This is a genomic window from Enterococcus sp. C102(2024) (genome assembly GCF_040888205.1).
Classification (GTDB): Bacteria; Bacillota; Bacilli; order Lactobacillales; family Enterococcaceae; genus Enterococcus; species Enterococcus faecalis.
In genome coordinates this window covers 690,006-714,419 of sequence record NZ_JBFOHH010000001.1, presented here as the reverse complement: position 1 = coordinate 714,419, position 24,414 = coordinate 690,006, and the positions used below count along the sequence as shown (strand labels likewise).

Sequence of the window (24,414 nt, the reverse complement as noted above, 5' to 3'; positions counted from 1 at the left end):
CGATGAATATATTAGTGATTGGGCGTGGTGGTCGTGAACATGCAATCGCCAAAAAATTACAGCAAGAAGACAAAGTCAATACTGTTTATTGTGCACCAGGTAATCCTGGTATGAGTGGTGATAATATTCGGACTGTACCTATCGGTGAAGAGCAGCAAACGGAACTAATTCAATTTGCGAAGGATAATCAGATTGATTGGACATTCGTCGGACCGGAAACGCCATTAATTGAAGGGATTGTAGATGCCTTTCAAGCAGCGGGATTACTGATTTTTGGCCCGACAAAAGCAGCTGCAATAATTGAAGGTTCAAAAAGTTTTGCGAAAGATTTTATGCAAAAATACCAGATTCCAACGGCGGAATATCGGGTCTTTCGACGTTTGGCACCTGCCTTAGAATATATTGAACAGCAAGGAGTACCAATTGTTATTAAGGCGGATGGTTTGGCAGCTGGAAAAGGAGTAGTAGTTGCCGAAACAAAAGCAGCCGCAAAACGGGCGCTAGTTGCGATGATGGAGGATCAACAATTTGGAGTAAGCGGTCAAACGGTTGTAATCGAAGAATTTTTGCAAGGAGAAGAATTTTCCTTAATGGCTTTTGTTTCTAATGAGAAGGTATATCCGATGGTGATTGCTCAAGATCATAAGCGGATTTTCGATGGGGATGCTGGTCCGAATACAGGGGGGATGGGTGCTTACACACCAGTGCCTCAGATCCCAGAAGAAGCGGTTCAGCAAGCCATTAGCCAAGTCCTGAAACCGACTGCTAAAGGAATGGTGGCTGAAAAACGTCCGTTTCAAGGGATTTTATATGCTGGTTTAATCCAAACAGCAACTGGCCCCAAGGTTATTGAATTTAATGCTCGATTTGGGGATCCAGAAACACAAGTTGTGTTGGCACGTTTAGAGAGTCCCCTTTCAGAAATAATTTCTTCATTGCTGGTGAAAGAGCAACCAACGATTGCATGGAATGAGTTAGCGAGTGTTGGTGTTGTTGTAGCAGCAGAAGGCTATCCTAATCAATACAAGACAAATCTACCATTGCCAGAAATGTCTGGTGAAACCATCTATTATGCAGGGGTAACTCGTTCAGAACAGGCTCTGGTTTCGGCTGGCGGACGAATCTTTTTAGCAGAAGCAACTGCTTCGACTCTTGAAGAAGCCCGCAAAAAAGTTTATCAAACATTGGATAATTACTCATTTCCTGGAATGTACTATCGAAAAGATATAGGTGTGAAAGGCTTGATTTAAGGTTTTTAAAAACAGAGGCAAGGACATTTAATCGAATGTTTCCTTGTCTTTTTTTTATTGCAAATTCAGATAGGGAGGCATAAACTGAAAGTATATCCATCATTAAACTAGAGGAGAAAGCTAAAATAATGAGAGAGAAGCAGATTGAAAAAGTTAGTCAGCGGTTGTTTATTGTTACAAGTATTTTAGCAGTCAGTTTACTATTATTAAGTGCGGTGGTCTATCCTGATTTACCAGCTCATGTGCCCATTCATGTGAATTTTTGGGGCGAGGGTAATTCGTTTGGCCCAAGATCTAGTATATTTATGTGGCCAGCGGTCCTGTTTGGCTTGAGTATTTATCAACGAAGTTATCAATCAGTACAACCATATGGCAGATGGCTGAAGGTATTATTAATCATTGTTAATCTTGGCGCTTTGTTTAGTATTCTGCGTCTATTTATTCATTTGTTGGTTTGAAGGGGTCGAAAGGTGAGAGAATGAGAAAGTTAATTTTGGTTTTTGTGGGCTGTGCCATGGCCTTTTGTTTATGGCCTAATCAAGCGGCGGCTATAGCTGGTGGCTATGGCGGCGGACGTGTAGAAAGTCCTAGCGGAGGTAATCCCTCGAATGGTTTTTCGCCAAGCGGTGATGGATCAAGAAGTTATGTTCATCATAACGAGACCGGGACCAGCAACACAACGCCACTGGAAGGCTTAATTTCAACAGTGTTTTTTGTTCTTTTTGGGGGCGCGATGATTTGGCAAAGACGCCGTAGAAATCAACCAGTCGATGAAGGAGCTTTTCAAGAAATGTGGGCGGCATTACCTGGAACATCAAAAGAAAAAAAGGCACTCTTAAAAGAAATACAACAAACGTTTTTAGAAATACAACAAGCGTGGGATCAAGAAAACTTGTCTGTGGTCAAAGATAACTATACAGAAAAATTTTATCAAAAACATCTTGCAGTATTACAAGCAAATCAACAAGCGGGCATCAGAAATCATGTGAAAAAAGTGAAAGTAGCGCCAGCTTCGAATTATCATCCTATTAGTGAAACCAGTTTTTCACTGATGCTTCATTTTTCTTGTATTGACTACGAGGAAGATACTCAAAGCGGTCGTGTTTTATCAGGATACAAGCACCAAAAACAATATTTTTCACAACTTTGGTATTTTGATTACAATCCATCTCTTGGAAAATGGCAAGCAGACTTCATTCAACCTAAAGGATAGTGCTAAAAAGCGCTTGGGGTTTAAGCCCCAAGCGCTTTTTTATTCTTCGATGCGTTTTACAAGCTGTATTTTTTTATTTAATACGTAAATCAGAATACCGCCGACGGTCATTGAAAGAAGTTCACCAAGTCCAACGGTCAACCATGTGTACCAAAAAGGTAACTGATAAAAGAACGTTAAGGGTCCGGCGACAGTGAACATGGACAAAGCAAAAAGAATGGCCGTCAGCATTAGTTTAATCAATAAATTTTGCTGATTTTTTGTCGCAAAATAGGCAATCCATAAGACTGCGCACGTTCCAGCGCTACCGATGACTATATCGATGATACCAAGAGGCGAAGCGGTGTTGGCAATCGCAACCCCTAACGTAATGGACCAGATATATCGCTTGTTAAAAACGCCTAAATAATTAAATAATTCGGCAAGACGAAGCTGTATCGGACCAAAACTAAGCGGAGCGAGAAGTACAGTGACAACAACATACAAAGCGGTAACCAGCGCCATTTTAGCCAACGCCGTAGCTGACCACGTACTGGTTTGTGGATTTGATGAATGATTCATTTAAGATTCTCCTTTATAAAACAACGACGTGTTTTAGTGATAACCATAACCAAAGGAAGGGCAGTAAAGCCAACTGAAGTGTTATGGTGTGAGTTGCCTCACTGTGTTACATGTTACTGAAGAACAGACACTCTGTAAAGTCTTTTTATTTCATGGTCCAACCACCATCAATGGTCATAACTGTGCCATGGATATAATCAGCGTCATCACTAGCTAGAAATAATGAAAGTTTTGCTACTTCCTGTGGCTGCGCCCAACGGCCCGCGGGTGTTTCACGTGCTACCCAAGTAGCCATTTCACCTTCTCCTACAAAATCAGCTGCGTTCATGGGTGTTTGGATGGCACCTGGCGCAATCGCATTTGCTCGAATGCCTAATTTGGCATAATCGTAGGAAAGTTGTTTTGTATACCCGATGATTGCGTGTTTGGAGGCAGTGTACGCTGCGCCGCCGCCCCCAGCTACTAAGCCGGCGATAGATGCCATATTAACGATTACTCCTTTTTTTTGTTGGAGGAAATAAGGTAATAGAGCATTGGTCACTAAAAAGACACTTTTTAAATTGGTTGCTAAAATTTGATCCCATAAAGCTTCCGAAGTTTCTAGAGAAGGACGATAATCATCTAAAATACCTGCCGTATTTAATAAAATATCAATTTGGCCGTTGTCTTTCACAATTTGATTCATCGTGGCTTGCACAAATGAGGGAGAAGACACATCACCGACAAAATAAGTAAATGGCTTAGTAGAATCTGGATTAACCAGTGCGGCTGTCTGTTTTAACCCCGTTTCGTCTAGGTCGATGCCAATAACCTCAGCACCTTGCTCAGCAAAGGCAATTGCTTGTGCTTGGCCAATCCCTGAAGCTGCACCGGTTACAAGCACCCGTTTTGTTTCAAATTCTTTTGGCATAAGAAAAACTCCTTTAAACATTTAAAAATTAAGGTCTGGAAGAACGAGCAATCGCCGTAATCTGCCAGACCTTATGTGTGTAATTATGCTTCAACAATCACCCAATCTTCTGCTAAGACATCACAAGGTGTTGGTGAAAACATGCTGTAGCCTTCATCAGAAGTTTTGATTAAAAAATACGGGGTAACTTGTAAAAATTCACCTTCGGAGGTGCCAATTTCATCACGTAATTCAATAAAAAGTTCAAAACCGCTCCAGCCTTTACGTACGGCTTTTTTTCCTGCTTTAATCTGTGGCAATACTTCTTCAAATGTCATTTGCTTGTGCTCCTTTTTCGTTAAATGGTAGTTCGTGATAGCTCGTTGCGCCTTTTTCAATTGTCAACTGACCGTTAAGTAGATCCGTCATTTCAGCTATAAATGTTTCTGTTGCTTGTTCATCTACTAAACAAATTAACTGAATAGACTCTGTGTAAATAGTTTCTTTAAGCGTGTAGGGACTATGTTCCAAAAAGGCTTGGGCTTTTCCTAATAAAGGATAGGCGATCGTAATCAATAGCTCTTGTTGCAATTTGCCAATGACTAAACCAATTTCATCTAAAGTGTGGGAAAGAGCATGACTATATGCTCGGATTAAACCACCAGTGCCTAATTTTATTCCGCCAAAATAACGAGTGACAACAGCGACTACGTTGATTAACTCTTTTTTCTTTAAGACTTCTAGCATTGGAACACCAGCAGTGCCACTAGGTTCGCCGTCATCGCTGCTCCGCTGAATGTCATTTTTTTCGCCGATCACAAAAGCACTACAATTATGATTGGCTTTCCAATGTTCTTTTTTTATTGCGGCGATAAAGGCTTTTGCTTCTTCTTCTGATGTTACGCGCTTTACAGAACAGATAAACCGCGATTTCTTGATTTCAATCTCGCTGAAACCATCTTGTTTGACTGTAATATAGCTTTCTAACATATGGGCATCCTTTTCTCTCGTAATAAAGTCAGTATAAAAAAGAATCAACTGAATAGCAACTTTTTCTCTCATCTTTTTTGTGAGATTTTTGGAAAAAAACGTTATAATAAGGTATGATAGAGAAAAGGGAGGCGCTGGAAAATGGTACATACACGACAGAAAAAATATGATACAATTACTCATTATTTGAAAACGAATGGCGGTTCCCAAGTTACTTTGACCTTTACTCAGTTTGATGAATTGTTATTCCCTCATTCTGGTTTACCAAAAACTGCTAAGACAGATGTCGATTGGTGGGCGAACGATTATAAGCATCCAGAAAAGGGCGCTTATGGTTGGTTGAATGCGAGTTACCAAGTAGTTCAAGTGAATTTGGAAAAAGAATATGTGGTATTTAATAAATTGCTGAAGTCAGCATGGTACGTTTAAACTAGGATTGTATCCGCTTTAAAAAACAAGAATGATTGACAAAAATTAACTTTACACTATAATATTTTTAATAGATAATGTTGAAAATTGAAAAAGGCAAAGGTAAAAGGGGCTGTTAAAATGTCAAAAAAAACAATTATGTTAGTTTGCTCCGCAGGAATGAGTACTAGTTTACTTGTTACAAAAATGCAAAAAGCAGCATTTAATCAAGGCTTAGATGCCCATATATTTGCGGCTTCTGCATCGGAAGCAGAAACAAATTTAGAAAATAATCCAGTCGATGTGTTATTGTTAGGTCCACAAGTTCGTTATATGAAGAGTGATTTTGAAAAGCGTCTATCACCAAAAGGTATCCCAACAGATGTCATTAGCATGTCTGATTACGGCTTAATGAACGGGGAAAAAGTGTTGGAACAAGCCTTGGGTTTGTTAGCACAAGCAGATAAAAAAGAGTAAAAAACAAGTTGTTTTTTCGAGAATCTTCGAAAAAGCAACTTGTCTTTTTTTATGATTTTAGTTAATTGGAATTGAGCTGAGGCAGTCATTCTGGTTTATCAGTTCCATAAATTATAGAGCCGAAATTAGTCCTGTGAGCTAGAGAAAGATAACTGTCTTTAATTTTTTACTTTAATCTAGATACTAAAAAAGCATACTTAACAATCTATTTTCTGAATAATAAACGCCTTTTTCCGTAGTCTAAAAGTAGTAATTCAAAGAATGATTAACAATATTTTTATATACGAGTCATTATAGTATGGCATAAGCAATTCGAATAACAGACTTATTCAGCAAATAAATGAGAGAGAATTCTGTTTTTGTTGTTTAAAAATAATGAGGTTATTTCATAAGGCATACTTTCTTCATACGTGATTTCTAAAGGACTATCTTTATCAAAAGAAATAATTTGTGAGTCAGGCATTGCAAGTAATATAGGTGAATGAGAGACAATAATAAACTGAGACCCCTCATCAATTAGTTTTTTTATAGATATCATTAAGGCTAGTTGGCGTTGAGGTGAGAGAGCCGCTTCAGGTTCATCTAACAGGTACAGACCATTTCCTCTAAACCGATGGTTCACCAGATTCAAAAAACTTTCGCCGTGTGATTGATGATGTAGGGATTTATCGCCATATTCAGAAAAATCTAAGTCTATATTTTCTGCATATGTAGCAACATTGTAGAAACTTTCAGCTCTTAAAAAGAAGCCATCCGTAGCACGCTTTACACTTTTTGCAACAGTTAAATAATTATGTAAATCCAAGTGAGTATCGTTTGTAGAGAAATTAAAATTAATACTACCGCCTTCAGGATTAAATCCCCAGTTGACTGCGATTGCTTCTAGTAAAGTGGATTTTCCAGTTCCATTTTCACCTGAAAAAAAAGTAATAGGTTTTTTAAAATTTAGTGAATTAAATTTATTCAGCCCTTCAATTTTTGAAAAAACAGAATCTTCTTCAAAAGCTTTGAGTTCTAGTCTTTTTAAAAAAATATTTTCCATGATAAAGTTTGCTCCTTTCTAGTCTTTTCAAATTAAAGCTTGAATTACTAGATATACTTTAACATTAATTTTTCTTTAAAGGTAGATAAATTTGTTTATAAAAAAGCTGCATATAGGTAAGTCGAAAGTAGAAGATTCGTGTAAACAATAAAGCGTATCAAGAGTTTGTTTAGTAGGTAACGACTAGATAAGAATAGAAAGATAACGGTGGGAGATCTCCTTTTTCGCAAAAAAGCTAGAGAAATGCGTATTTTATAATTGAGGTGGTTAACATGGAAGACTTGCATGGACGTAAAATAATTCTTGAAGAAACAGAACGTTCAATACAGACAAAACTGGTTTATTTATCAACAATGTTAGAGCGTTCAACCCTAACAATTCAATGTCAGCGGTGCGGAGAAGTCGTATCCAAAAAAGAAAACAGACTGGCGACAAATGTATACTACTGTCATGCGTGCATTCAATTAGGCCGTGTGACTTCTTGTCAAAAATTTTGTCATTTACCAGAAAGGCCCAATAGCCCAAGAACTGTCTTTTTTGAGTGGTCTGGACAATTAACAAAGGGACAGCAAGCGATCTCGGTTGAACTTTGTGAGACAGCAAAAGCAAGAGAGAATCGCTTAGTGTGGGCAGTTACAGGTGCAGGCAAAACAGAAATGTTATTTGCTGTTTTGCACCAAACCTTACAAGAAGGGGGGCGGATTGCGCTGGCTTCGCCGCGTGTCGATGTTTGCTTAGAACTGTTTCCCAGAATCCAAGCGGTTTTTCCTCATGAAGCAATTGCTTTACTTCATGGAAACAGTCAAGAAGCGTATCGTTATACGAAACTAGTGATTTGCACCACCCATCAATTATTGAAATTCCATCAAGCGTTTGATTTACTTATCGTTGATGAAGTAGACTCTTTTCCTTTTGTTAATAACGAGCATCTTTATTATGGAGTGCGTAACGCACGAAAAAAAAGAAGTAGTTTGGTGTACTTAACAGCAACCCCTACGAAAGAATTACGGAAGCTTTTACAGCAAAAGAAGTTAGCGGCCAGTATTTTGCCAGCAAGATATCATCGTAGACCATTACCTGTGCCACGCCGATTTTGGGTTCAGTCGTGGCAAAGTATTTCTAGCAAAAATATTAAAATCATTGCACATCATTTGAAACGTTTATTGGTGCGTAATTCAGTTTTATTATTTTGCCCAAGCATTCCATTAATTCACCAATTGCATCCATTAATAGCTGAGCGATTTTCCGACAAAGAAGTTGTCGCCGTTTATGGTAGTGATGAGCTTCGCCTGGAAAAAGTTCAAGCAATGCGTCAGCAGAAAACGGATATTTTGATCACTACAACCATTTTAGAACGTGGTGTGACTTTTGATGCAGTCTCAGTTATTGTTTATGGTGCCAATCATCGAGTCTTCACTTCTTCAACACTTGTCCAAATTGCGGGCCGAGTCGATCGAAGACAAGAATTCAATTACGGCGAAGTTTTATTTTTACATGATGGGGAAACAAGAGACATGAAAGAGGCAATTCGGCAAATAAAGCAAATGAATCGCTTGGCTAGCAAACGAGGGATGTTAGATGGATTGTAAAAATTGCGCAAGCCCCATTCGTTTGGAGATAACATTAAAAATGCTCTTACGTTTTAAAAAATGGGCGAGGCCTTCACTTTGCCAGCACTGCCAAGCAAAGTTCCAGAAACTGCCAATGACAGGGACTTGTTTTGGCTGTAGCCGAGTCAGCCAAGAGCATTATTGTTTTGATTGTCAAAGGTGGCAGCTGCTTTATCCAGAGTATTCTTTTCATAATACAGCGTTGTTTCATTATGATGAAGGAATGCAAGAGTGGATGGAGCACTATAAATTTCAAGGAGACTATCGCTTAAGAACGTGTTTTAATGAGGAAATCAACTTTTACTTTCGGCAACAATCTGTGGACTATATTATTCCGATACCCTTATCCGAAAAACGAATGCAAGAACGAGGCTTCAACCAAGTAATTGGCTTACTAGAAGCGGCTGATGTTCCGTACAGCCCTTTTTTAATTAGAAAAGAGGAAAATGTTCCGCAATCTAAGAAAACTAGAAAGGAAAGGATGCGGTTGCAACAACCATTTGCCATCCAAAAAGAAAACCAAAAAAAATTAAAAAATTGTTCTGTTATTTTGGTGGATGACATCTATACCACTGGACGAACTCTTTTTCACGCAGCGGCTGTTATCAATGACTGTTATCCTAAAAGTTTGAATACGTTTACTCTCGCGCGGTAAAAAGAAAAGAATTCATAAATTTGATGACTATTTTGTTGGCAAAACCCAGATTATTCGATATAATGAAATTAAGAAGAAGGGAATTAAAGAGTGGTCCTTTAATCTTTTCTTTACTGGTAGATGAAAGGGGTAATTGTTATGTTTAGATATAATGTACGTGGAGAAAATATCGAGGTAACCGAAGCGATTCGAGACTATGTTGAGAAAAAAGTCGGTAAATTAGAAAGATATTTCAGCGATTCACCTGAAGCAACGGTTCACGTGAATTTGAAAGTGTACACTGAAAAAACAGCCAAAGTCGAGGTTACTATTCCTCTTCCTTATCTAGTTTTACGAGCTGAAGAAACGTCACCTGATTTATACGCAAGTATTGATTTGGTTGTCGATAAATTAGAACGACAAATTCGTAAATTTAAAACAAAAATCAACAGAAAATCTCGTGAAACAGGACGTAACAATACAAAAGCCGCTGTCTTCTTAGTTGGTGAAGAAACAGAAGAAACACCTTCAGAATTAGACATCGTTCGTACAAAACGTCTATCATTAAAACCGATGGACAGTGAAGAAGCTGTTTTACAAATGAACATGTTAGGACACAACTTCTTCATTTTTGAAGATGCTGAAACAAATGGAACAAGCATTGTTTACCGTCGTAAAGATGGCAAATATGGCTTGATTGAAACAGACTAAAGCTTAAAATAAGAGCTGAAATGCCTTCGTGCATTTCAGCTCTTTAAACATCTTTAAAGCACGGAGTAAAGAAAAAATAAAGAAATACATAAAATAACTTTAAAAGTTCCTCTTTTAAAGGAAAATGTCTGTAAAATAGAGAGAAATGGTTTTCTTTCTCGTCAAGTAATGATAAAATAAAACGGATAGATTGTGCTTCTTGTACAAAAAGGATACAAAAATAAAAAGAGGTAATTGAAAGGAACACAGATACCAATGGCAAATTTTTTGAAAAAAATGATCGAAAACGATAAAAAAGAATTAAGACGATTAGAAAAAATCGCCGATAAAATTGATGCATATGCAAGTGCAATGGAACAACTAAGCGATGAACAATTACGTGAAAAAACAGATGAATTTAAAGCCCGTTATCAAAAAGGGGAAACCTTAGACGAACTATTACCAGAAGCGTTTGCGGTTGTCCGTGAAGCTGCTAAACGAGTACTAGGTTTATTCCCATACCGTGTCCAATTAATGGGTGGGATTGTGCTTCATGACGGGAACATTCCTGAAATGAGAACAGGTGAAGGGAAAACCTTGACTGCCACAATGCCTGTATACTTGAATGCACTATCTGGCGAAGGAGTACACGTTGTTACAGTTAATGAATACTTAGCAACCCGTGACTCTAACGAAATGGGAGAATTATATAATTTCTTAGGCTTAAGCGTTGGCTTAAACATTAACTCTAAATCTTCTGATGAAAAACGTGAAGCGTATAACTGTGATATCACTTATAGTACAAATAACGAATTAGGATTTGACTATTTGCGTGATAACATGGTTGTTTATCGCAGCCAAATGGTTCAACGTCCATTAAACTATGCAATTGTCGATGAAGTGGATTCAATCTTAATTGATGAAGCAAGAACCCCATTAATTATTTCTGGACAAGCTGAAAAATCGACAGCACTCTATACGCGTGCCGATAATTTTGTCAAACGCTTAAAAGAAGATGAAGACTACAAAATTGATATTCAGTCTAAAACAATTGGTTTAACAGAAGCAGGTATTGAAAAAGCTGAACAAACTTTCGGATTGGATAACCTTTACGATATTGAAAATACAGCATTAACGCACCATTTAGATCAAGCGTTACGGGCAAACTATATCATGTTACTAGACATTGATTACGTGGTTCAAGACAATAAAGTCTTAATTGTTGACCAATTTACTGGTCGTATCATGGATGGTCGTCGTTATTCTGATGGCTTGCATCAAGCGATTGAAGCAAAAGAAGGCGTCGAAATTGAAGATGAAACAAAAACAATGGCGACGATTACGTTCCAAAACTACTTCCGGATGTACAAAAAACTAGCCGGGATGACTGGTACTGCTAAAACAGAAGAAGAAGAATTCCGTGAAATTTACAATATTCAAGTCATTCAAATTCCAACCAATCGTCCAATTATCCGTGACGATCGTCCAGATTTACTTTATCCAACCTTAGAAAGTAAATTTAATGCAGTGGTGGAAGATATTAAAGAACGTTACCACAAAGGACAACCAGTGTTGGTGGGGACTGTTGCGGTAGAAACGTCAGAATTACTTTCTGATAAATTAAACGCAGCTAAAATTCCTCATGAAGTATTAAATGCGAAAAATCACTTTAAAGAAGCCGAAATCATTATGAATGCCGGTCAAAAAGGCGCAGTTACAATTGCAACAAATATGGCTGGTCGTGGAACGGATATTAAACTTGGTTTAGGTGTACTTGAACTAGGTGGTCTAGCGGTTATCGGGACAGAACGTCATGAGTCACGTCGTATTGATAATCAGTTGCGTGGACGTGCAGGACGTCAAGGGGATCCAGGGGTTTCACAATTTTATTTATCTTTAGAAGATGACTTAATGAAACGCTTTGGTTCAGAACGAATTAAAACATTCTTAGAACGAATGAATGTGCAAGAAGAAGATGCAGTTATTCAAAGTAAAATGTTTACTCGCCAAGTAGAGTCTGCTCAAAAACGTGTGGAAGGAAATAACTATGACACACGTAAAAATGTCTTACAATACGATGACGTGATGCGCGAGCAACGTGAAGTTATTTATGCGCAACGACAAGAAGTAATTATGGAAGAAAATGACTTGTCTGATGTATTGATGGGCATGGTAAAACGGACGATTGGCCGAGTGGTGGATAGCCATACACAATTAGAAAAAGAAGAATGGAATTTAGATGGGATTGTCGATTTTGCAGCCTCAACACTTGTCCATGAAGATACGATTTCTAAAAAAGATTTAGAAAATAAATCAGCTGAAGAAATCAAAGACTACTTAGTGGCACGTGCGCAAGAAGTATTTGAAGAAAAATCTCAACAATTGAATGGCCAAGAACAATTGCTAGAATTTGAAAAAGTAGTCATCTTGCGTGTTGTCGATACTAAATGGACAGATCACATTGATGCAATGGATCAATTACGCCAATCTGTCGGCTTACGTGCGTACGGTCAAAACAACCCATTAGTAGAATATCAAACAGAAGGTTATTCTATGTATAACAATATGGTGGGTTCAATCGAATATGAAGTAACACGTTTATTCATGAAATCGGAAATTCGCCAAAATGTCCAACGTGAGCAAGTAGCTCAAGGACAAGCGGAACATCCAGAAACAGAACAAGATGCAGCTGCACAAAGCAACACAAGTGCGAAGCGTCAACCTGTGCGTGTAGATAAAAAAGTGGGCCGTAATGATTTATGCCCATGCGGAAGTGGCAAAAAATTCAAAAATTGTCATGGAAGAAACGCTTAATTAAAGAAAAAACGCAGGGTGGGGCAATTTGTCCCGCCTTTGCTCTTTTTACAATAAAGAGAAAGAAGGAATCATTTTGGAAAACCCAGAAATTCGTACATTATTAGACGAAATGACACAAAAAATTACTAGCTTCAGGAGGTCTCTTTGACTTAGACCAGTTAGAAGAAGACATTGCCGAGGCGGAAAATCGGATGGGAGAACCTGGTTTTTGGGACAACACAGAAACGGCTCAAAAGCTAATTAACGAAACCAATAGTTTGAAAGAAAAATATCAACAATTTCATCAGCTCTCTGAGGAACTTGACGAATTAACGGTGATGTTTGAATTACAACAAGAAGAATATGATGCAGAGATTCAAGAAGAATTGGAAGAAAGAATTCATCTCTTGCAAGAACGTTTAACAACGTATGAGCTATCCTTACTACTAAATGAGCCATATGATCATAATAACGCCCTAATTGAATTACACCCTGGTGCCGGTGGTACTGAATCACAAGATTGGGGAAGTATGCTTTTACGAATGTACACACGTTGGGCAGAAAGTCACGGTTTCCAAGTTGAAACGTTGGATTACCAAGCTGGAGATGAAGCAGGGATTAAAAGTGTCACCTTATTAATCAAAGGTTACAATGCTTATGGCTACCTAAAATCTGAAAAAGGTGTCCATCGTCTTGTGCGGATTTCGCCCTTTGATTCCGCCAAACGCCGTCATACTTCGTTTTGTTCAGTTGACGTAATGCCTGAATTAGACGATACAATAGAGATTGCGATCAATCCAGATGACTTAAAAATTGATACCTATCGAGCAAGTGGTGCCGGTGGTCAGCATATTAATAAAACAGAATCGGCTGTTCGAATCACACATATTCCAACAGGCACCGTTGTCGCAAGCCAAGCACAACGTTCTCAATTAAAAAACCGTGAGCAAGCAATGAGTATGTTAAAAGCCAAATTATATCAATTGGAAATGGAAAAGAAAGCCCAAGAAGCAGCAAGTTTACGTGGTGAACAAATGGAAATTGGTTGGGGCTCACAAATCCGTTCTTACGTGTTCCATCCGTATTCAATGGTCAAAGACCATCGGACAAATTACGAAACCGGCAATGTACAAGCTGTGATGGATGGAGACCTTGATGGTTTCATTGATGCCTACTTAAAACAGCGCTTAAGTTAAGCTCTTCATTAAATTGAAATAAAAATGTAACTTAATGCAAGAAGTTTGCAATATTGACATGTTATAATGAGTAGGATTGAAGAAAAAAGAGATGGAGAGAACGCCATGATTGAAATGAAAGATGTAATGAAGAAATATTCGAATGGTACAACAGCGATTCGAAATATTTCAGTAGAGATTGACCAAGGCGAGTTCGTCTATGTGGTTGGTCCCTCAGGTGCAGGGAAATCAACCTTTATTAGATTAATGTATCGTGAAGAAAAAGCAACAAAAGGTAATTTGACAGTTGCAGGTCATGATTTAATGAAAATAAAAAATAAAGAAGTTCCTTATTTACGTCGTGAAATCGGCATCGTTTTCCAAGACTATAAACTATTACCAAAGAAAACTGTGTATGAGAACGTGGCCTATGCGATGCAAGTTATCGGACGGCGTCCTCGCGAAATCAAAAAACGCGTGATGGAAGTTTTAGATTTAGTCGGTCTAAAACATAAGGTACGTGTTTTTCCAAGCGAACTTTCTGGTGGGGAACAGCAACGGGTATCCATTGCACGAGCAATCGTAAATACACCGAAAGTTTTAATTGCCGATGAACCAACTGGGAACTTAGATCCAGAGAATTCATGGGAAATCATGAAATTGTTGGACCGGATTAACGCACAAGGAACAACAGTCGTGATGGCAACGCATAATAGTACAATTGTAAATACGATTCGTCACCGTGTTATTGCCATTGAAAATGGTCGCATTATCCGTGACCAAGTGGAAGGAGAATACGGCTACGATGATTAGAACATTCTTTTCTCATTTATTTGAAAGTATCAAAAGTTTAAAACGGAACGGTTGGATGACTGTTGCCTCAGCAAGTGCGGTTACAATTACATTAGTTTTAGTTGGTATTTTTATGGGCGTTATTTTTAATGCAACGAAACTTGCTGATGATATCGAAAAAAACGTGACAGTGTCTGTCTTTGTCGATATTGGTACAAAACAAAATGAAATGAAAACATTAGAAAAACAACTTAAAGGATTAGACAATGTTGAAGATATTTCTTATTCAAACAAAGATCAACAATTGAAAAAAATCCAAGAACAAATGGGGGATGCCTGGAATCTTTTCGAAGGCGACAGTAACCCATTATACGACGTGTATTATGTCCGTGCAAAAACACCAGAAGACACGAAAGATATTGCGAAACAAGCAGCTAAATTCCCAAGTGTTTTTAAAGCCGATTACGGTGGTGTAAACTCAGACAAAATCTTTAAAATCGCTCAAACCGTTCGAACTTGGGGCTTAGCAGCTGCTGCATTACTTTTATTCGTTGCAGTGTTCTTAATTTCCAACACTATTCGGATTACGATTTTATCTCGTCAAAAAGAAATCCAAATTATGCGTCTTGTAGGAGCCAAAAACAGTTTCATTCGTTGGCCGTTCTTCTTAGAAGGTGCTTGGATTGGGTTGATTGGCGCAATCGTGCCAGTCATTATTATGACGTTAGGCTACCATCAAGTTTATAACATGTTCAACCCGCAGTTATTGCGTTCGAATTATTCATTAATTCGTCCAGAAGATTTTATCTGGAAAGTTAATCTATTAATGATTGCAACAGGAATGATTATTGGATCACTAGGTTCAGTTATTTCAATGCGTCGTTTCTTGAAAATTTAAACGAAAAAAAGCTCTCCATTTTGGAGAGCTTTTTTTCGTTTAGTTTTAAAATACTTGTTATTTAATTTAAGAGTTTTCTCAGTTGTACCAACAAATTGATAACTTATAATTTTCAAGTCCTACATATAATGGTAAAATAGAATAGATTGAAATTAATTGGAGGAATAATGAATCGATGAAAAAAAGATTGCTATTATTTATTGGTTTGGCAAGTATACTTACTTTGACAGGATGTGCAAAATGGATTGATCGTGGTGAATCCATCACAGCGGTAGGCTCATCAGCTTTACAACCATTAGTAGAGACAGCGAGTGAGGAATATCAAAGCCAAAATCCGGGAAGATTTATTAATGTCCAAGGTGGCGGAAGCGGAACAGGTCTGAGTCAAGTCCAATCTGGCGCGGTAGACATTGGTAATTCTGATTTATTTGCAGAAGAGAAAAAGGGCATCAAAGCGGAAGACTTAATTGATCATAAAGTTGCTGTCGTTGGGATTACACCAATCGTTAACAAAAATGTGGGTGTCAAAGATATCTCAATGGAAAATTTAAAGAAAATCTTTTTAGGTGAAGTAACAAACTGGAAAGAACTTGGCGGGAAAGACCAAAAAATTGTTATTTTGAACAGAGCGGCCGGTAGTGGTACGCGTGCGACTTTTGAAAAGTGGGTCTTGGGAGATAAAACAGCCATTCGTGCGCAAGAACAAGATTCCAGCGGCATGGTTCGTTCCATTGTTTCTGATACACCAGGAGCGATTAGTTATACCGCATTTTCATATGTTACTGATGAAGTAGCTACGTTAAGTATTGATGGTGTTCAGCCAACAGATGAAAATGTAATGAACAATAAATGGATTATTTGGTCTTATGAACACATGTACACTCGTAAAAATCCAAGTGATTTAACCAAAGAGTTTTTAGACTTTATGTTGTCAGATGATATCCAAGAACGTGTGATTGGTCAATTAGGGTATATTCCTGTTTCGAAAATGGAAATTGAACGGGATTGGCAAGGAAATGTCATTAAATAATTCTCTTAACACAAAATTTACAAACTTAACATAAAATTTACATGTTATTAAAAACAAATTGATGTAAAAAAGGTACACTATTTTTATCTGTAAAAGTTGGATTGTTTGAGGAGGAAATATTCTTGGAAGATGTACAGAAAAAATTATTAACAAAATCGAAAAGAGCCAAGATGGAGCAACGAGGGAAATTTATTAGTTTCCTATGTATTGCCTTAATTGTAGCAGTGGTTGTTTCAATTTTCTATTTTGTTGCAAGTAAAGGACTTGCTACATTCTTTAAAGATAAGATTAATGTGTTTGATTTCTTATTTGGAACAAACTGGAACCCAAGTGATATCGGCGCAGACGGTAAACCCATGGTTGGGGCTTTACCAATGATTGCGGGTTCCTTTATTGTAACGTTTTTGTCAGCGATTGTTGCGACGCCATTTGCGATTGGAGCGGCTGTTTTTATGACAGAAATTTCACCTAAAAAAGGAGCGAAATTTTTACAACCAGTTATTGAATTACTTGTAGGGATTCCCTCTGTTGTTTATGGATTTATTGGTTTATCTGTCATTGTTCCTTTTGTCCGTTCAATCTTTGGCGGAACTGGCTTCGGTATTTTAGCTGGTACGTTTGTGCTATTTGTCATGATTTTACCAACGGTCACTACGATGACCGTAGATGCATTAAAAGCCGTGCCTAGACATTATCGTGAAGCGTCGTTGGCGCTTGGTGCTACGCGTTGGCAAACGATTTATAAAGTTGTCTTGCGGGCAGCTGTGCCTGGTATTTTAACTGCGGTTGTCTTTGGTATGGCTCGTGCGTTTGGTGAAGCCTTAGCAATCCAAATGGTAATCGGAAATGCAGCTGTGATGCCAACTAGTTTGACAACACCAGCTTCGACACTAACAAGTATTTTGACAATGGGGATTGGGAATACAATTATGGGAACAGTTGAAAACAACGTTCTTTGGTCTTTAGCCTTGATTCTATTGTTGATGTCTTTACTATTCAACATTGTTATCCGAATTATCGGTAAGAGAGGAGCCTTAAAATAATGAATGCAAAAAAAGCAGATAAAATCGCAACAGGTATCTTATATGCCGTATCTGGCGTCATTGTTTTAATTTTGGCGGCCTTACTGATTTACATTTTAGCTAGAGGAATTCCACATATTTCGTGGGAATTTTTAACACAACCATCCAGAGCCTATCAAGTTGGTGGTGGGATTGGTATTCAGCTGTTTAACTCACTATATTTACTATTGATTACAATGATTATTAGTATTCCAATTTCATTGGGTGCTGGAATTTACTTATCGGAATATGCGAAAAAGAATTGGTTAACTGATTTAATTCGTACCTCGATTGAAATTTTAAGTTCATTGCCTTCCGTTGTTGTGGGGCTGTTCGGCTTCTTGATTTTCGTTGTACAAATCGGATATGGCTTTTCAATCTTATCAGGTGCGTTAGCATTAACATTTTTTAACTTACCATTATTGACTAGAAATGTTGAAGAATCTTTGAAAGCTATTCATTATACACAGCGTGAAGCGGGGTTAGCCTTAGGTCTTTCACGTTGGGAAACAGTTAAAAAAGTTATTTTGCCAGAAGCATTACCAGGAATTTTGACAGGTGTTATTTTGAGTTCTGGTCGGATTTTCGGTGAAGCCGCTGCGTTAATTTATACAGCAGGACAAAGCGCACCTGCCTTAGATTTCAGTAATTGGAATCCATTGAGCGTTTCAAGTCCAATTAGCATTTTCCGTCAAGCGGAAACATTGGCTGTGCATATTTGGAAAATTAATACCGAAGGAACGATGCCAGATGGCGCTGCGGTCTCAGCAGGTGCCTCCGCTGTGTTAATTTTAGTAGTTTTACTTTTCAATTTCGGCGCTCGTTTTATCGGCAACCGTCTTTATAAGAGAATGACATCAGCTTAATGTTAGGGGAATTAGCATGAAAGAATACAATTTAAATGATACCCATTTACTTCAACTAGATAGCCAAAAAGACCCGATTGCGTTACACACGGAAGACTTACATGTCTTTTACGGGGACAATGAGGCTATCAAAGGTGTTGATTTGCAATTTGAAAAGAACAAAATAACCGCCTTAATTGGACCTTCTGGTTGCGGTAAATCCACGTATTTACGTTCGCTAAATCGTATGAACGATGGCATTGCCAATTCACGTGTTACTGGAAAAATTATGTATAAAGATGTCGATGTCAATACGAAAGAAGTTGACGTCTACGAAATGAGAAAACGCATTGGCATGGTTTTTCAGCGGCCCAATCCATTTAGTAAATCTATCTATGAAAATATCACATTCGCATTGAAACAGCATGGTGAAAAGGATAAGAAAAAATTAGATGAAATCGTTGAAACAAGTTTGAAGCAAGCCGCACTTTGGGATCAAGTGAAAGATAACTTAAACAAAAGCGCCTTAGCTCTGTCTGGTGGGCAACAACAACGCTTGTGTATCGCTCGGGCAATTGCGATGAAACCAGATATTTTATTGTTAGATGAACCGGCAAGCGCGTTAGATCCGATTTCAACAGGAACGGTTGAAGAAACGTTAGTGAATTTAAAAGATGATTACACGATCATCATTGTGACACATAACATGCAACAAGCGGCGCGGATTAGTGACTATACAGCTTTCTTCTATATGGGTAAAGTCATTGAATACGACCATACAAGAAAAATCTTTACACGACCAAAAATTCAAGCAACGGAAGACTACGTTTCAGGACATTTTGGTTAGGAGGAGCAAGATGGGCAAAGAAATTATTTCATCAAAAGATTTACATTTATATTACGGGAAAAAAGAAGCATTGAAAGGCATTGATTTAACTTTTAATCAAGGAGAATTAACTGCCATGATTGGTCCTTCTGGTTGCGGGAAGTCAACGTATTTACGTTGCTTGAATCGTATGAATGATTTAATCCCAGACGTAACTATTACTGGAAGTGTCGTCTATAAAGGAAAAGATATTTATGGACCGAAAACAGATAACGTTGAATTACGTAAAGAAATTGGCATGGTTTTCCAACAACCTAATCCATTTCCGTTTTCAGTTTATGAAAATGTGATTTATGGCTTGCGCCTAAAAGGAGTCAAAGACAAGCAAGTCTTAGATGAAGCAGTTGAAACCAGTTTGAAAGCTGCTGCCGTTTGGGAGGATGTCAAAGATAAACTTCACAAAAGTGCACTTTCACTTTCTGGTGGACAACAACAGCGGGTTTGTATCGCTCGTGTTTTAGCTGTGGAACCGGATATTATTTTATTAGATGAACCAACTAGCGCCTTGGACCCAGTTTCTAGTGGTAAAATTGAAAACATGCTGTTAACATTAAAAGAGAAATATACCATGATTATGGTGACACATAATATGTCACAAGCATCACGGATCTCTGATAAAACGGCCTTCTTTTTACAAGGTGATTTAATTGAATTTAATGACACGAAAAAAGTATTTTTAAATCCAAAAGAAAAACAAACAGAAGATTACATTTCTGGTAAATTTGGTTAAAAGGGGGAAAAAGAATGTTACGGACACAATTTGAAGAAGAACTATTGAATCTGCACAATCAATTTTATGAAATGGGTATGATGGTTAGCAGTGCCGTCCATAAATCTGTTAAGGCATATATTAATCATGATAAAAAATTGGCTCAAGAAGTGATTGATCGCGATATTGAAATTAATGATATGGAAGTCAAACTTGAGAAAAAGAGTTTTGAAATGATTGCGTTACAACAACCAGTGACAACAGACTTACGTATGATTATCACTGTTATGAAAGCTAGTTCGGATTTAGAAAGAATGGCGGACCATGCCGTTTCGATTGCTAAATCAACGATTCGCTTAAAAGGAGAAACACGTATTCCTGAAATCGAAAAAGAAATTTCAGATATGTCTGATTATGTGAAAAAAATGGTGGATAATGTTTTAATCGCCTATGTTAAAACGGATCAAAAAGATGCACGAATGATTGCACAAATGGATGATCGTACTAATGAATATTTCGATAGTATTTACAAACATGCCGTAGAAGCAATGAAAGCTAATCCAGAAACGGTCATTAGCGGAACTGATTATCTACATGTGGCACAATACTTGGAAAGAATTGGCGACTATGTCACAAATATTTGTGAGTGGATTGTTTACTTGGCAACTGGTAAAATTACCGAATTGAATAGTAATCGTGACGAACAATTTTAAGAAAAACAAATAAAAAAACTAGGAGACGGCCTTTTTTAGACCAATTCCTAGTTTTTTTAGCGTAAAATGAACTGATTTTATAAAACTAGTCCTTACTAATGAGAAGAAATCGTTCTTAAGTCCTATGACAAATGATCAAAAACAAGGCATAATAATGCATGTAAGGAAAACACTATTGAGTGAAAAATTTGCTAAGGAGGCAATATCCATGAAAGAAAGAGAACGCGTATTAGAATTAGTGAAAAAAGGTATTCTAACGTCAGAAGAAGCGTTAATTTTATTAGAAAATATGGCAACTGAAAAAGATGAAAAACAAATCGAAAAAGCTGCTGAAAAAGTCGATACACAAAATATTGGAACAACAAATAAAGAAGATCAAGTCGCAGATTTAATGGATGCATTAGAAAAAGGCGAATCAGAAGGACCTACTGTTGATTCGTTTGAAGAAAATACACAGGACAGTGCAGAAAAAGATCGTGAAAACTTAGAAAGAATTCTTGATGAGTTAGCAACAAAAGCCAATCGTGCTTCGGCTGAATTGGACGAAGTCAACGCAGAAATTGCCGGCATCAAAGAAGAAATTAAAGAAGTCGCAGAAGAAATTGGAACATTAGATACAAAAGAAGAATTAGATGCATTAACAGAAGATGAACAAGTTCAACGAAAAGACTTGCACGTTTTACTTGCACAATTAGAAGAAAAATTAGCGACTCAAAGTACTGAAAAAACAGCACTGGAAGAAGAACTAAAAAATATTCGCAAAGAACAATGGAAAGGTCAATGGAATGATACAAAAGAAAAAGTTTCTTCTCAATTCTCTGAAGAGTGGAAAGATCAAGCCGCAGACACCTTTAACCAAGTCGGCGGCAAAGTTGCCGAAGTTGGCGGCCAAGTGGGAGAATTCTTGAAAAAAACATTTAATTCTTTCAGTGACACCATGAATGATAATGTGGAATGGAAAGACATTAAAATGAAAGTTCCTGGTGTGGCAACAACTAAGTTTGAACATGAGTTTAATTATCCAAATCCACAAGCAAGTTTAATTGATGTCAAGGTAGCAAATGGTACCGTGGTTTTCAAAACTTGGGATCAAGAAGATGTGAAAGTCGAAGCAAAAATCAAATTATATGGTAAAATGGCAGGAGATTCACCAATGGAAGCTTTCTTAGAACGAAGTGACATTGATGTGGATGATGAAACAATTTCTTTCCAAGTGCCAAACAAACGGGTGAAAGCAGATTTAACGTTCTATTTACCAAAACGCACTTACGATCATGTATCTGTTAAATTATTAAACGGAAATGTCTTAGTAGAAGAGTTAACAGCGAAAGATGTTTACACAAAATCAACGAATGGGACGATTACGTTTAAAAAAATTGATGCAACTATGTTAGAAATTGAAGGCGTGAATGGTGAAATTAAAGTCCTAGAAGGAACGATTTTAGATAACATTATTGAAACAGTCAATGGTGATGTGTCTATTTCCGCGGCACCAGAAAGTCTAAGTGTTTCTCTGATTAATGGAGATATCCGCATTACAGCTAAAGAAAAAACGCTTCGCCGTGTTGAAGCAAGCTCTGCAAATGGGAATATCAAGTTGGCCTTGCCAAATGACTTAGGCGTTGAAGGGCAAGTGAAAACTAATTTAGGTAGTATTAACAGCCGTTTAACAGATATTGAAGTTGTTCGTGAAAAGAAAGATCGCGGCAATCAACAATTACATTTTAGACGTGTACTGGAAGAATCAATGGCTCAAATTAATGCTTCTACAACAACGGGAAGTATTTTCCTAAAAGATACGGATAAATAATTAATAATTTTAAGCTAGATGGGCTGACGAATCAGCCTTTCTAGTGTAAAATTTAGTAGACGAGGTGAAAACATATGAAAAGAAAACTAACAAAATCTCCGAATAACGTGGTTTTAACAGGAAGCTTAGCTGGGATTGCTGATTGGCTAGGAATTGACCCAACAATTATTCGTGTCGTTTATGTCTTGCTCAGCTTTTTCTCAGCAGGATTTCCAGGCATTCTCTTATACATTGCCTTAGCAGTCTTGATCCCTTCTGGAAGAACAGGAAGCGATCGCGGCTACGGCCATCAAAATCCTTATAATAGAAATGTTCGCAATGAAAATCCTTATGCTGCCAATAAAAAGCAACGTAAAGAAGCGGAAAAAATTGATGATGACGAATGGAGTGACTTTTAATGACATATTTTCAGCGATTGGTTGTTAATACACTGACATTCATTTCTTTATCAGTTGTTTTTCCTGGCATGATTCATGTGAGAGGCATAATGCCTGCAATTATTGCCGCCTTTGTTCTCTCAATCTTAAATATGTTGGTGAAACCAGTCTTAACAATCTTGTCGCTCCCATTTACTTTATTAACGTTTGGTCTATTTAGCTTTGTTGTCAATGCAGCGATTTTACAAATGACCTCGTTTTTTGTGGGGGAAATGAACTTTGGCTTCTCAAGTTTTTGGGCAGCGGTGCTAATGGCTGTAATTATGTCAATTGTCAATACGATCGTTACGGATCACAATTTATCTAAATATGAATAAAAAAGCCTGAAGAACGTAGCATAAAATGCGTTCTTCAGGCTTTTTCGATGGTTAAATTTTCTAGGTGACATTCTGGATGGCGGCTGATATAGCCATATAAAATGTTTAAAAAATCAACTTGTTGCTTCGAGTAATGCTCAATTGTTTTCGGTGGTTTTTTAGGCATGATTTTTTTTGCTAGTTCAAGCGGTGAATATTTTTGAAACGTTTGTTTAGTTACAACACGTGTTGCTACCACCAAGCCTTGGTAAATTAAATAGTATTTGATTTTTTTCTGACAAGGTAACCACATCAGTTGCCAATCTCGTTGGTTAGCTTGACTAATTCGTTGATTTTGGTTTGCAAAGCGCGTCAAAAAGAGCCAATCTTCTTTGAGTTTTGCCGCTTTTTCGAAGGCTTGTTTTTCAGCAGCTTCTTGCATTTGTTGAGCAATTCGTTTGATTGGTTCTCGTCCTTGATTATGGAAAAAGTCGAACAATTCTTGTTGAAATAGTTCAGTCGGAATGGCACTCTCTTTTTGAAAGGTTTGATGCCAATAGTTGGTTGGGACGAGATCGTAGATACTATCCAAAATTATTTTTAAACGGTTTAATTTTCGACGAATCGAATAAGGACCAAAACAGTTCTCTTTAGTGGGAATATTTAAGAGTTTAATCTCTAATTGCCGCTCATTAACGGCTACCGATACATAAGAATATTGTTCATAAGCATTCATTTGGCGATTATAGCGCGGCCGGTACTGTTGAATCAGTTGACATTCTAGGAGGAGCGCATCCAATTCTGTGTCAGTATGGAGAACATCGAAGTCTATAATTTGTTTGACTAAGCGCATCGTCTTTCGAGAATGTTGATTACTATTAATAAAATAGCTTGACACGCGATTTTTTAATTTTTTGGCTTTACCCACATAAATAATTGTGTCGGTTGCGTCTTTCATTAAATAAACACCTGGCGTTAACGGTAATTGATGGGCTTTTTCCTTTAAATATTCTTTCATAAGTTTCCTCTTTTCTTAAAAGGATCGGCTTCAAGTATACAAAGTTTTCTGAAATAGTCAAGTAACAGAAATAGCATAGATAATTTCATTGAAAAATAGTTTCATTTTTTTGAAATATGATAATTCTAGGAATTATCTAGTGAATAGCTAGAAACTTGTATTTTTAAATGATAAAATATAACAA

The 24,414-nt window shown here is 37.4% G+C and carries 27 protein-coding genes; 21 read left to right on the top strand and 6 right to left on the bottom strand.

Features of this window, described 5'->3' with window-relative positions:
* The first annotated feature begins 2 nt into the window (after positions 1-2).
* From purD to AB3I34_RS03515, 3 genes are all read left to right on the top strand, one after another.
* On the top strand, positions 3-1,250 hold the full coding sequence (gene purD, locus AB3I34_RS03525) for a phosphoribosylamine--glycine ligase (protein ID WP_010717621.1): 1,248 nt from the start codon (positions 3-5) through the stop codon (positions 1,248-1,250).
* A 128-nt stretch (positions 1,251-1,378) separates the two neighbouring features.
* Complete coding sequence (locus AB3I34_RS03520; protein ID WP_002371050.1) at positions 1,379-1,708, top strand: DUF1648 domain-containing protein; 330 nt, start codon at positions 1,379-1,381, stop codon at positions 1,706-1,708.
* 20 nt (positions 1,709-1,728) lie between these two features.
* Positions 1,729-2,463 carry a TIM44-like domain-containing protein gene (locus AB3I34_RS03515; protein ID WP_085444220.1) on the top strand — a complete coding sequence of 245 codons (735 nt, stop codon included), beginning with the start codon at positions 1,729-1,731 and terminating at the stop codon, positions 2,461-2,463.
* A 39-nt stretch (positions 2,464-2,502) separates the two neighbouring features.
* Here the strand turns inward: AB3I34_RS03515 and AB3I34_RS03510 are convergent, their stop codons facing one another.
* The 4 genes from AB3I34_RS03510 to AB3I34_RS03495 all read right to left on the bottom strand — a co-directional run bounded on the left by AB3I34_RS03510 (position 2,503) and on the right by AB3I34_RS03495 (position 4,903).
* Positions 2,503-3,024 carry a QueT transporter family protein gene (locus tag AB3I34_RS03510; protein WP_002385866.1) on the bottom strand — a complete coding sequence of 174 codons (522 nt, stop codon included), beginning with the start codon at positions 3,022-3,024 and terminating at the stop codon, positions 2,503-2,505.
* A gap of 145 nt (positions 3,025-3,169) precedes the next feature.
* Positions 3,170-3,955: a 3-oxoacyl-ACP reductase gene (locus tag AB3I34_RS03505; RefSeq protein ID WP_014525021.1), complete on the bottom strand. Its 786-nt coding sequence runs from the start codon at positions 3,953-3,955 to the stop codon at positions 3,170-3,172.
* A 62-nt stretch (positions 3,956-4,017) separates the two neighbouring features.
* Positions 4,018-4,251, bottom strand: coding sequence for a DUF2829 domain-containing protein (locus tag AB3I34_RS03500; RefSeq protein ID WP_002357284.1), 234 nt, complete (start codon positions 4,249-4,251; stop codon positions 4,018-4,020).
* A complete protein-coding gene (locus tag AB3I34_RS03495) occupies positions 4,241-4,903 on the bottom strand; it encodes a YigZ family protein (RefSeq protein ID WP_002357285.1) in 663 nt (220 codons plus the stop codon). The genes AB3I34_RS03500 and AB3I34_RS03495 overlap by 11 nt, the downstream gene beginning before the upstream one ends.
* Positions 4,904-5,044: 141 nt before the next feature.
* Here AB3I34_RS03495 and AB3I34_RS03490 point away from each other — a divergent pair, with 141 nt between their 5' ends.
* Together AB3I34_RS03490 and AB3I34_RS03485 are read left to right on the top strand one after the other, a co-directional pair.
* Complete coding sequence (locus AB3I34_RS03490) at positions 5,045-5,332, top strand: hypothetical protein (protein WP_002357286.1); 288 nt, start codon at positions 5,045-5,047, stop codon at positions 5,330-5,332.
* Positions 5,333-5,452: 120 nt separating this feature from the next.
* On the top strand, positions 5,453-5,788 hold the full coding sequence (locus tag AB3I34_RS03485) for a PTS sugar transporter subunit IIB (protein WP_002360150.1): 336 nt from the start codon (positions 5,453-5,455) through the stop codon (positions 5,786-5,788).
* A 325-nt stretch (positions 5,789-6,113) separates the two neighbouring features.
* Here the strand turns inward: AB3I34_RS03485 and AB3I34_RS03480 are convergent, their stop codons facing one another.
* Positions 6,114-6,830 (bottom strand): AAA family ATPase, encoded by a 717-nt coding sequence (locus AB3I34_RS03480; RefSeq protein ID WP_010712529.1) that lies wholly within the window; start codon positions 6,828-6,830, stop codon positions 6,114-6,116.
* Between the two features lie 272 nt (positions 6,831-7,102).
* Here AB3I34_RS03480 and AB3I34_RS03475 point away from each other — a divergent pair, with 272 nt between their 5' ends.
* The 16 genes from AB3I34_RS03475 (at position 7,103) to AB3I34_RS03400 (ending at position 23,233) form a co-directional block, all read left to right on the top strand.
* Positions 7,103-8,419 (top strand): DEAD/DEAH box helicase, encoded by a 1,317-nt coding sequence (locus AB3I34_RS03475; protein ID WP_010712528.1) that lies wholly within the window; start codon positions 7,103-7,105, stop codon positions 8,417-8,419.
* Positions 8,409-9,095 carry a ComF family protein gene (locus AB3I34_RS03470; RefSeq protein ID WP_010712527.1) on the top strand — a complete coding sequence of 229 codons (687 nt, stop codon included), beginning with the start codon at positions 8,409-8,411 and terminating at the stop codon, positions 9,093-9,095. The genes AB3I34_RS03475 and AB3I34_RS03470 overlap by 11 nt, the downstream gene beginning before the upstream one ends.
* Positions 9,096-9,233: 138 nt before the next feature.
* Entirely contained in the window at positions 9,234-9,785 is a 552-nt protein-coding gene (raiA, locus tag AB3I34_RS03465) for a ribosome-associated translation inhibitor RaiA (protein ID WP_002357293.1), read from the top strand.
* Between the two features lie 255 nt (positions 9,786-10,040).
* The gene (secA, locus tag AB3I34_RS03460; RefSeq protein WP_010712526.1) at positions 10,041-12,578 is read left to right on the top strand and encodes a preprotein translocase subunit SecA; all 2,538 of its coding nucleotides are present in this window, start codon (positions 10,041-10,043) and stop codon (positions 12,576-12,578) included.
* 76 nt (positions 12,579-12,654) lie between these two features.
* Positions 12,655-13,756 (top strand): peptide chain release factor 2 gene (prfB, locus tag AB3I34_RS03455; RefSeq protein WP_111997025.1). Its coding sequence is split into 2 segments (ribosomal slippage): positions 12,655-12,726 and positions 12,728-13,756, totalling 1,101 coding nucleotides; the frame shifts between segments, so codons are not numbered across the junction.
* 105 nt (positions 13,757-13,861) lie between these two features.
* Complete coding sequence (gene ftsE, locus AB3I34_RS03450) at positions 13,862-14,548, top strand: cell division ATP-binding protein FtsE (RefSeq protein ID WP_002361935.1); 687 nt, start codon at positions 13,862-13,864, stop codon at positions 14,546-14,548.
* Positions 14,541-15,425 carry a permease-like cell division protein FtsX gene (gene ftsX / locus AB3I34_RS03445; protein WP_002364071.1) on the top strand — a complete coding sequence of 295 codons (885 nt, stop codon included), beginning with the start codon at positions 14,541-14,543 and terminating at the stop codon, positions 15,423-15,425. Before ftsE ends, ftsX begins: the two co-directional genes overlap by 8 nt.
* A 175-nt stretch (positions 15,426-15,600) precedes the next feature.
* The gene (locus AB3I34_RS03440) at positions 15,601-16,455 is read left to right on the top strand and encodes a phosphate ABC transporter substrate-binding protein PstS (protein WP_002357298.1); all 855 of its coding nucleotides are present in this window, start codon (positions 15,601-15,603) and stop codon (positions 16,453-16,455) included.
* 122 nt (positions 16,456-16,577) lie between these two features.
* Entirely contained in the window at positions 16,578-17,498 is a 921-nt protein-coding gene (gene pstC / locus AB3I34_RS03435; RefSeq protein WP_002357299.1) for a phosphate ABC transporter permease subunit PstC, read from the top strand.
* The gene (gene pstA / locus AB3I34_RS03430) at positions 17,498-18,382 is read left to right on the top strand and encodes a phosphate ABC transporter permease PstA (RefSeq protein WP_002357300.1); all 885 of its coding nucleotides are present in this window, start codon (positions 17,498-17,500) and stop codon (positions 18,380-18,382) included. Before pstC ends, pstA begins: the two co-directional genes overlap by 1 nt.
* Positions 18,383-18,398: 16 nt before the next feature.
* Positions 18,399-19,208, top strand: coding sequence for a phosphate ABC transporter ATP-binding protein PstB (gene pstB / locus AB3I34_RS03425; protein ID WP_002357302.1), 810 nt, complete (start codon positions 18,399-18,401; stop codon positions 19,206-19,208).
* Positions 19,209-19,218: 10 nt separating this feature from the next.
* Complete coding sequence (pstB, locus tag AB3I34_RS03420; protein WP_002357303.1) at positions 19,219-19,977, top strand: phosphate ABC transporter ATP-binding protein PstB; 759 nt, start codon at positions 19,219-19,221, stop codon at positions 19,975-19,977.
* A 14-nt stretch (positions 19,978-19,991) separates the two neighbouring features.
* The gene (gene phoU / locus AB3I34_RS03415; protein ID WP_002357304.1) at positions 19,992-20,669 is read left to right on the top strand and encodes a phosphate signaling complex protein PhoU; all 678 of its coding nucleotides are present in this window, start codon (positions 19,992-19,994) and stop codon (positions 20,667-20,669) included.
* Between the two features lie 208 nt (positions 20,670-20,877).
* The gene (gene liaX, locus AB3I34_RS03410) at positions 20,878-22,479 is read left to right on the top strand and encodes a daptomycin-sensing surface protein LiaX (RefSeq protein ID WP_010712521.1); all 1,602 of its coding nucleotides are present in this window, start codon (positions 20,878-20,880) and stop codon (positions 22,477-22,479) included.
* Positions 22,480-22,553: 74 nt separating this feature from the next.
* On the top strand, positions 22,554-22,877 hold the full coding sequence (locus tag AB3I34_RS03405; RefSeq protein WP_002357306.1) for a PspC domain-containing protein: 324 nt from the start codon (positions 22,554-22,556) through the stop codon (positions 22,875-22,877).
* Positions 22,877-23,233: a phage holin family protein gene (locus AB3I34_RS03400; RefSeq protein ID WP_002357307.1), complete on the top strand. Its 357-nt coding sequence runs from the start codon at positions 22,877-22,879 to the stop codon at positions 23,231-23,233. The genes AB3I34_RS03405 and AB3I34_RS03400 overlap by 1 nt, the downstream gene beginning before the upstream one ends.
* Before the next feature lie 34 nt (positions 23,234-23,267).
* On the opposite strand, the gene AB3I34_RS03395 is transcribed toward AB3I34_RS03400, so the two are convergent.
* Positions 23,268-24,230, bottom strand: coding sequence for a GIY-YIG nuclease family protein (locus AB3I34_RS03395; protein ID WP_002365747.1), 963 nt, complete (start codon positions 24,228-24,230; stop codon positions 23,268-23,270).
* Positions 24,231-24,414 lie beyond the last annotated feature (184 nt).

Coding starts and splice junctions, on each gene's coding strand:
- pstA (WP_002357300.1), top strand. CDS start 17,498: ATGAATGCAAAAAAAGCAGATAAAATCGCAACAGGTATCTTATATGCC.
- AB3I34_RS03475 (WP_010712528.1), top strand. CDS start 7,103: ATGGAAGACTTGCATGGACGTAAAATAATTCTTGAAGAAACAGAACGT.
- secA (WP_010712526.1), top strand. CDS start 10,041: ATGGCAAATTTTTTGAAAAAAATGATCGAAAACGATAAAAAAGAATTA.
- AB3I34_RS03395 (WP_002365747.1), bottom strand. CDS start 24,230: ATGAAAGAATATTTAAAGGAAAAAGCCCATCAATTACCGTTAACGCCA.
- purD (WP_010717621.1), top strand. CDS start 3: ATGAATATATTAGTGATTGGGCGTGGTGGTCGTGAACATGCAATCGCC.
- AB3I34_RS03505 (WP_014525021.1), bottom strand. CDS start 3,955: ATGTTTAAAGGAGTTTTTCTTATGCCAAAAGAATTTGAAACAAAACGG.
- ftsE (WP_002361935.1), top strand. CDS start 13,862: ATGATTGAAATGAAAGATGTAATGAAGAAATATTCGAATGGTACAACA.
- AB3I34_RS03495 (WP_002357285.1), bottom strand. CDS start 4,903: ATGTTAGAAAGCTATATTACAGTCAAACAAGATGGTTTCAGCGAGATT.
- raiA (WP_002357293.1), top strand. CDS start 9,234: ATGTTTAGATATAATGTACGTGGAGAAAATATCGAGGTAACCGAAGCG.
- AB3I34_RS03440 (WP_002357298.1), top strand. CDS start 15,601: ATGAAAAAAAGATTGCTATTATTTATTGGTTTGGCAAGTATACTTACT.
- AB3I34_RS03470 (WP_010712527.1), top strand. CDS start 8,409: ATGGATTGTAAAAATTGCGCAAGCCCCATTCGTTTGGAGATAACATTA.
- AB3I34_RS03400 (WP_002357307.1), top strand. CDS start 22,877: ATGACATATTTTCAGCGATTGGTTGTTAATACACTGACATTCATTTCT.
- AB3I34_RS03515 (WP_085444220.1), top strand. CDS start 1,729: ATGAGAAAGTTAATTTTGGTTTTTGTGGGCTGTGCCATGGCCTTTTGT.
- pstB (WP_002357302.1), top strand. CDS start 18,399: ATGAAAGAATACAATTTAAATGATACCCATTTACTTCAACTAGATAGC.
- AB3I34_RS03485 (WP_002360150.1), top strand. CDS start 5,453: ATGTCAAAAAAAACAATTATGTTAGTTTGCTCCGCAGGAATGAGTACT.
- AB3I34_RS03520 (WP_002371050.1), top strand. CDS start 1,379: ATGAGAGAGAAGCAGATTGAAAAAGTTAGTCAGCGGTTGTTTATTGTT.
- liaX (WP_010712521.1), top strand. CDS start 20,878: ATGAAAGAAAGAGAACGCGTATTAGAATTAGTGAAAAAAGGTATTCTA.
- AB3I34_RS03500 (WP_002357284.1), bottom strand. CDS start 4,251: ATGACATTTGAAGAAGTATTGCCACAGATTAAAGCAGGAAAAAAAGCC.
- phoU (WP_002357304.1), top strand. CDS start 19,992: ATGTTACGGACACAATTTGAAGAAGAACTATTGAATCTGCACAATCAA.
- pstB (WP_002357303.1), top strand. CDS start 19,219: ATGGGCAAAGAAATTATTTCATCAAAAGATTTACATTTATATTACGGG.
- AB3I34_RS03405 (WP_002357306.1), top strand. CDS start 22,554: ATGAAAAGAAAACTAACAAAATCTCCGAATAACGTGGTTTTAACAGGA.
- AB3I34_RS03510 (WP_002385866.1), bottom strand. CDS start 3,024: ATGAATCATTCATCAAATCCACAAACCAGTACGTGGTCAGCTACGGCG.
- AB3I34_RS03480 (WP_010712529.1), bottom strand. CDS start 6,830: ATGGAAAATATTTTTTTAAAAAGACTAGAACTCAAAGCTTTTGAAGAA.
- ftsX (WP_002364071.1), top strand. CDS start 14,541: ATGATTAGAACATTCTTTTCTCATTTATTTGAAAGTATCAAAAGTTTA.
- AB3I34_RS03490 (WP_002357286.1), top strand. CDS start 5,045: ATGGTACATACACGACAGAAAAAATATGATACAATTACTCATTATTTG.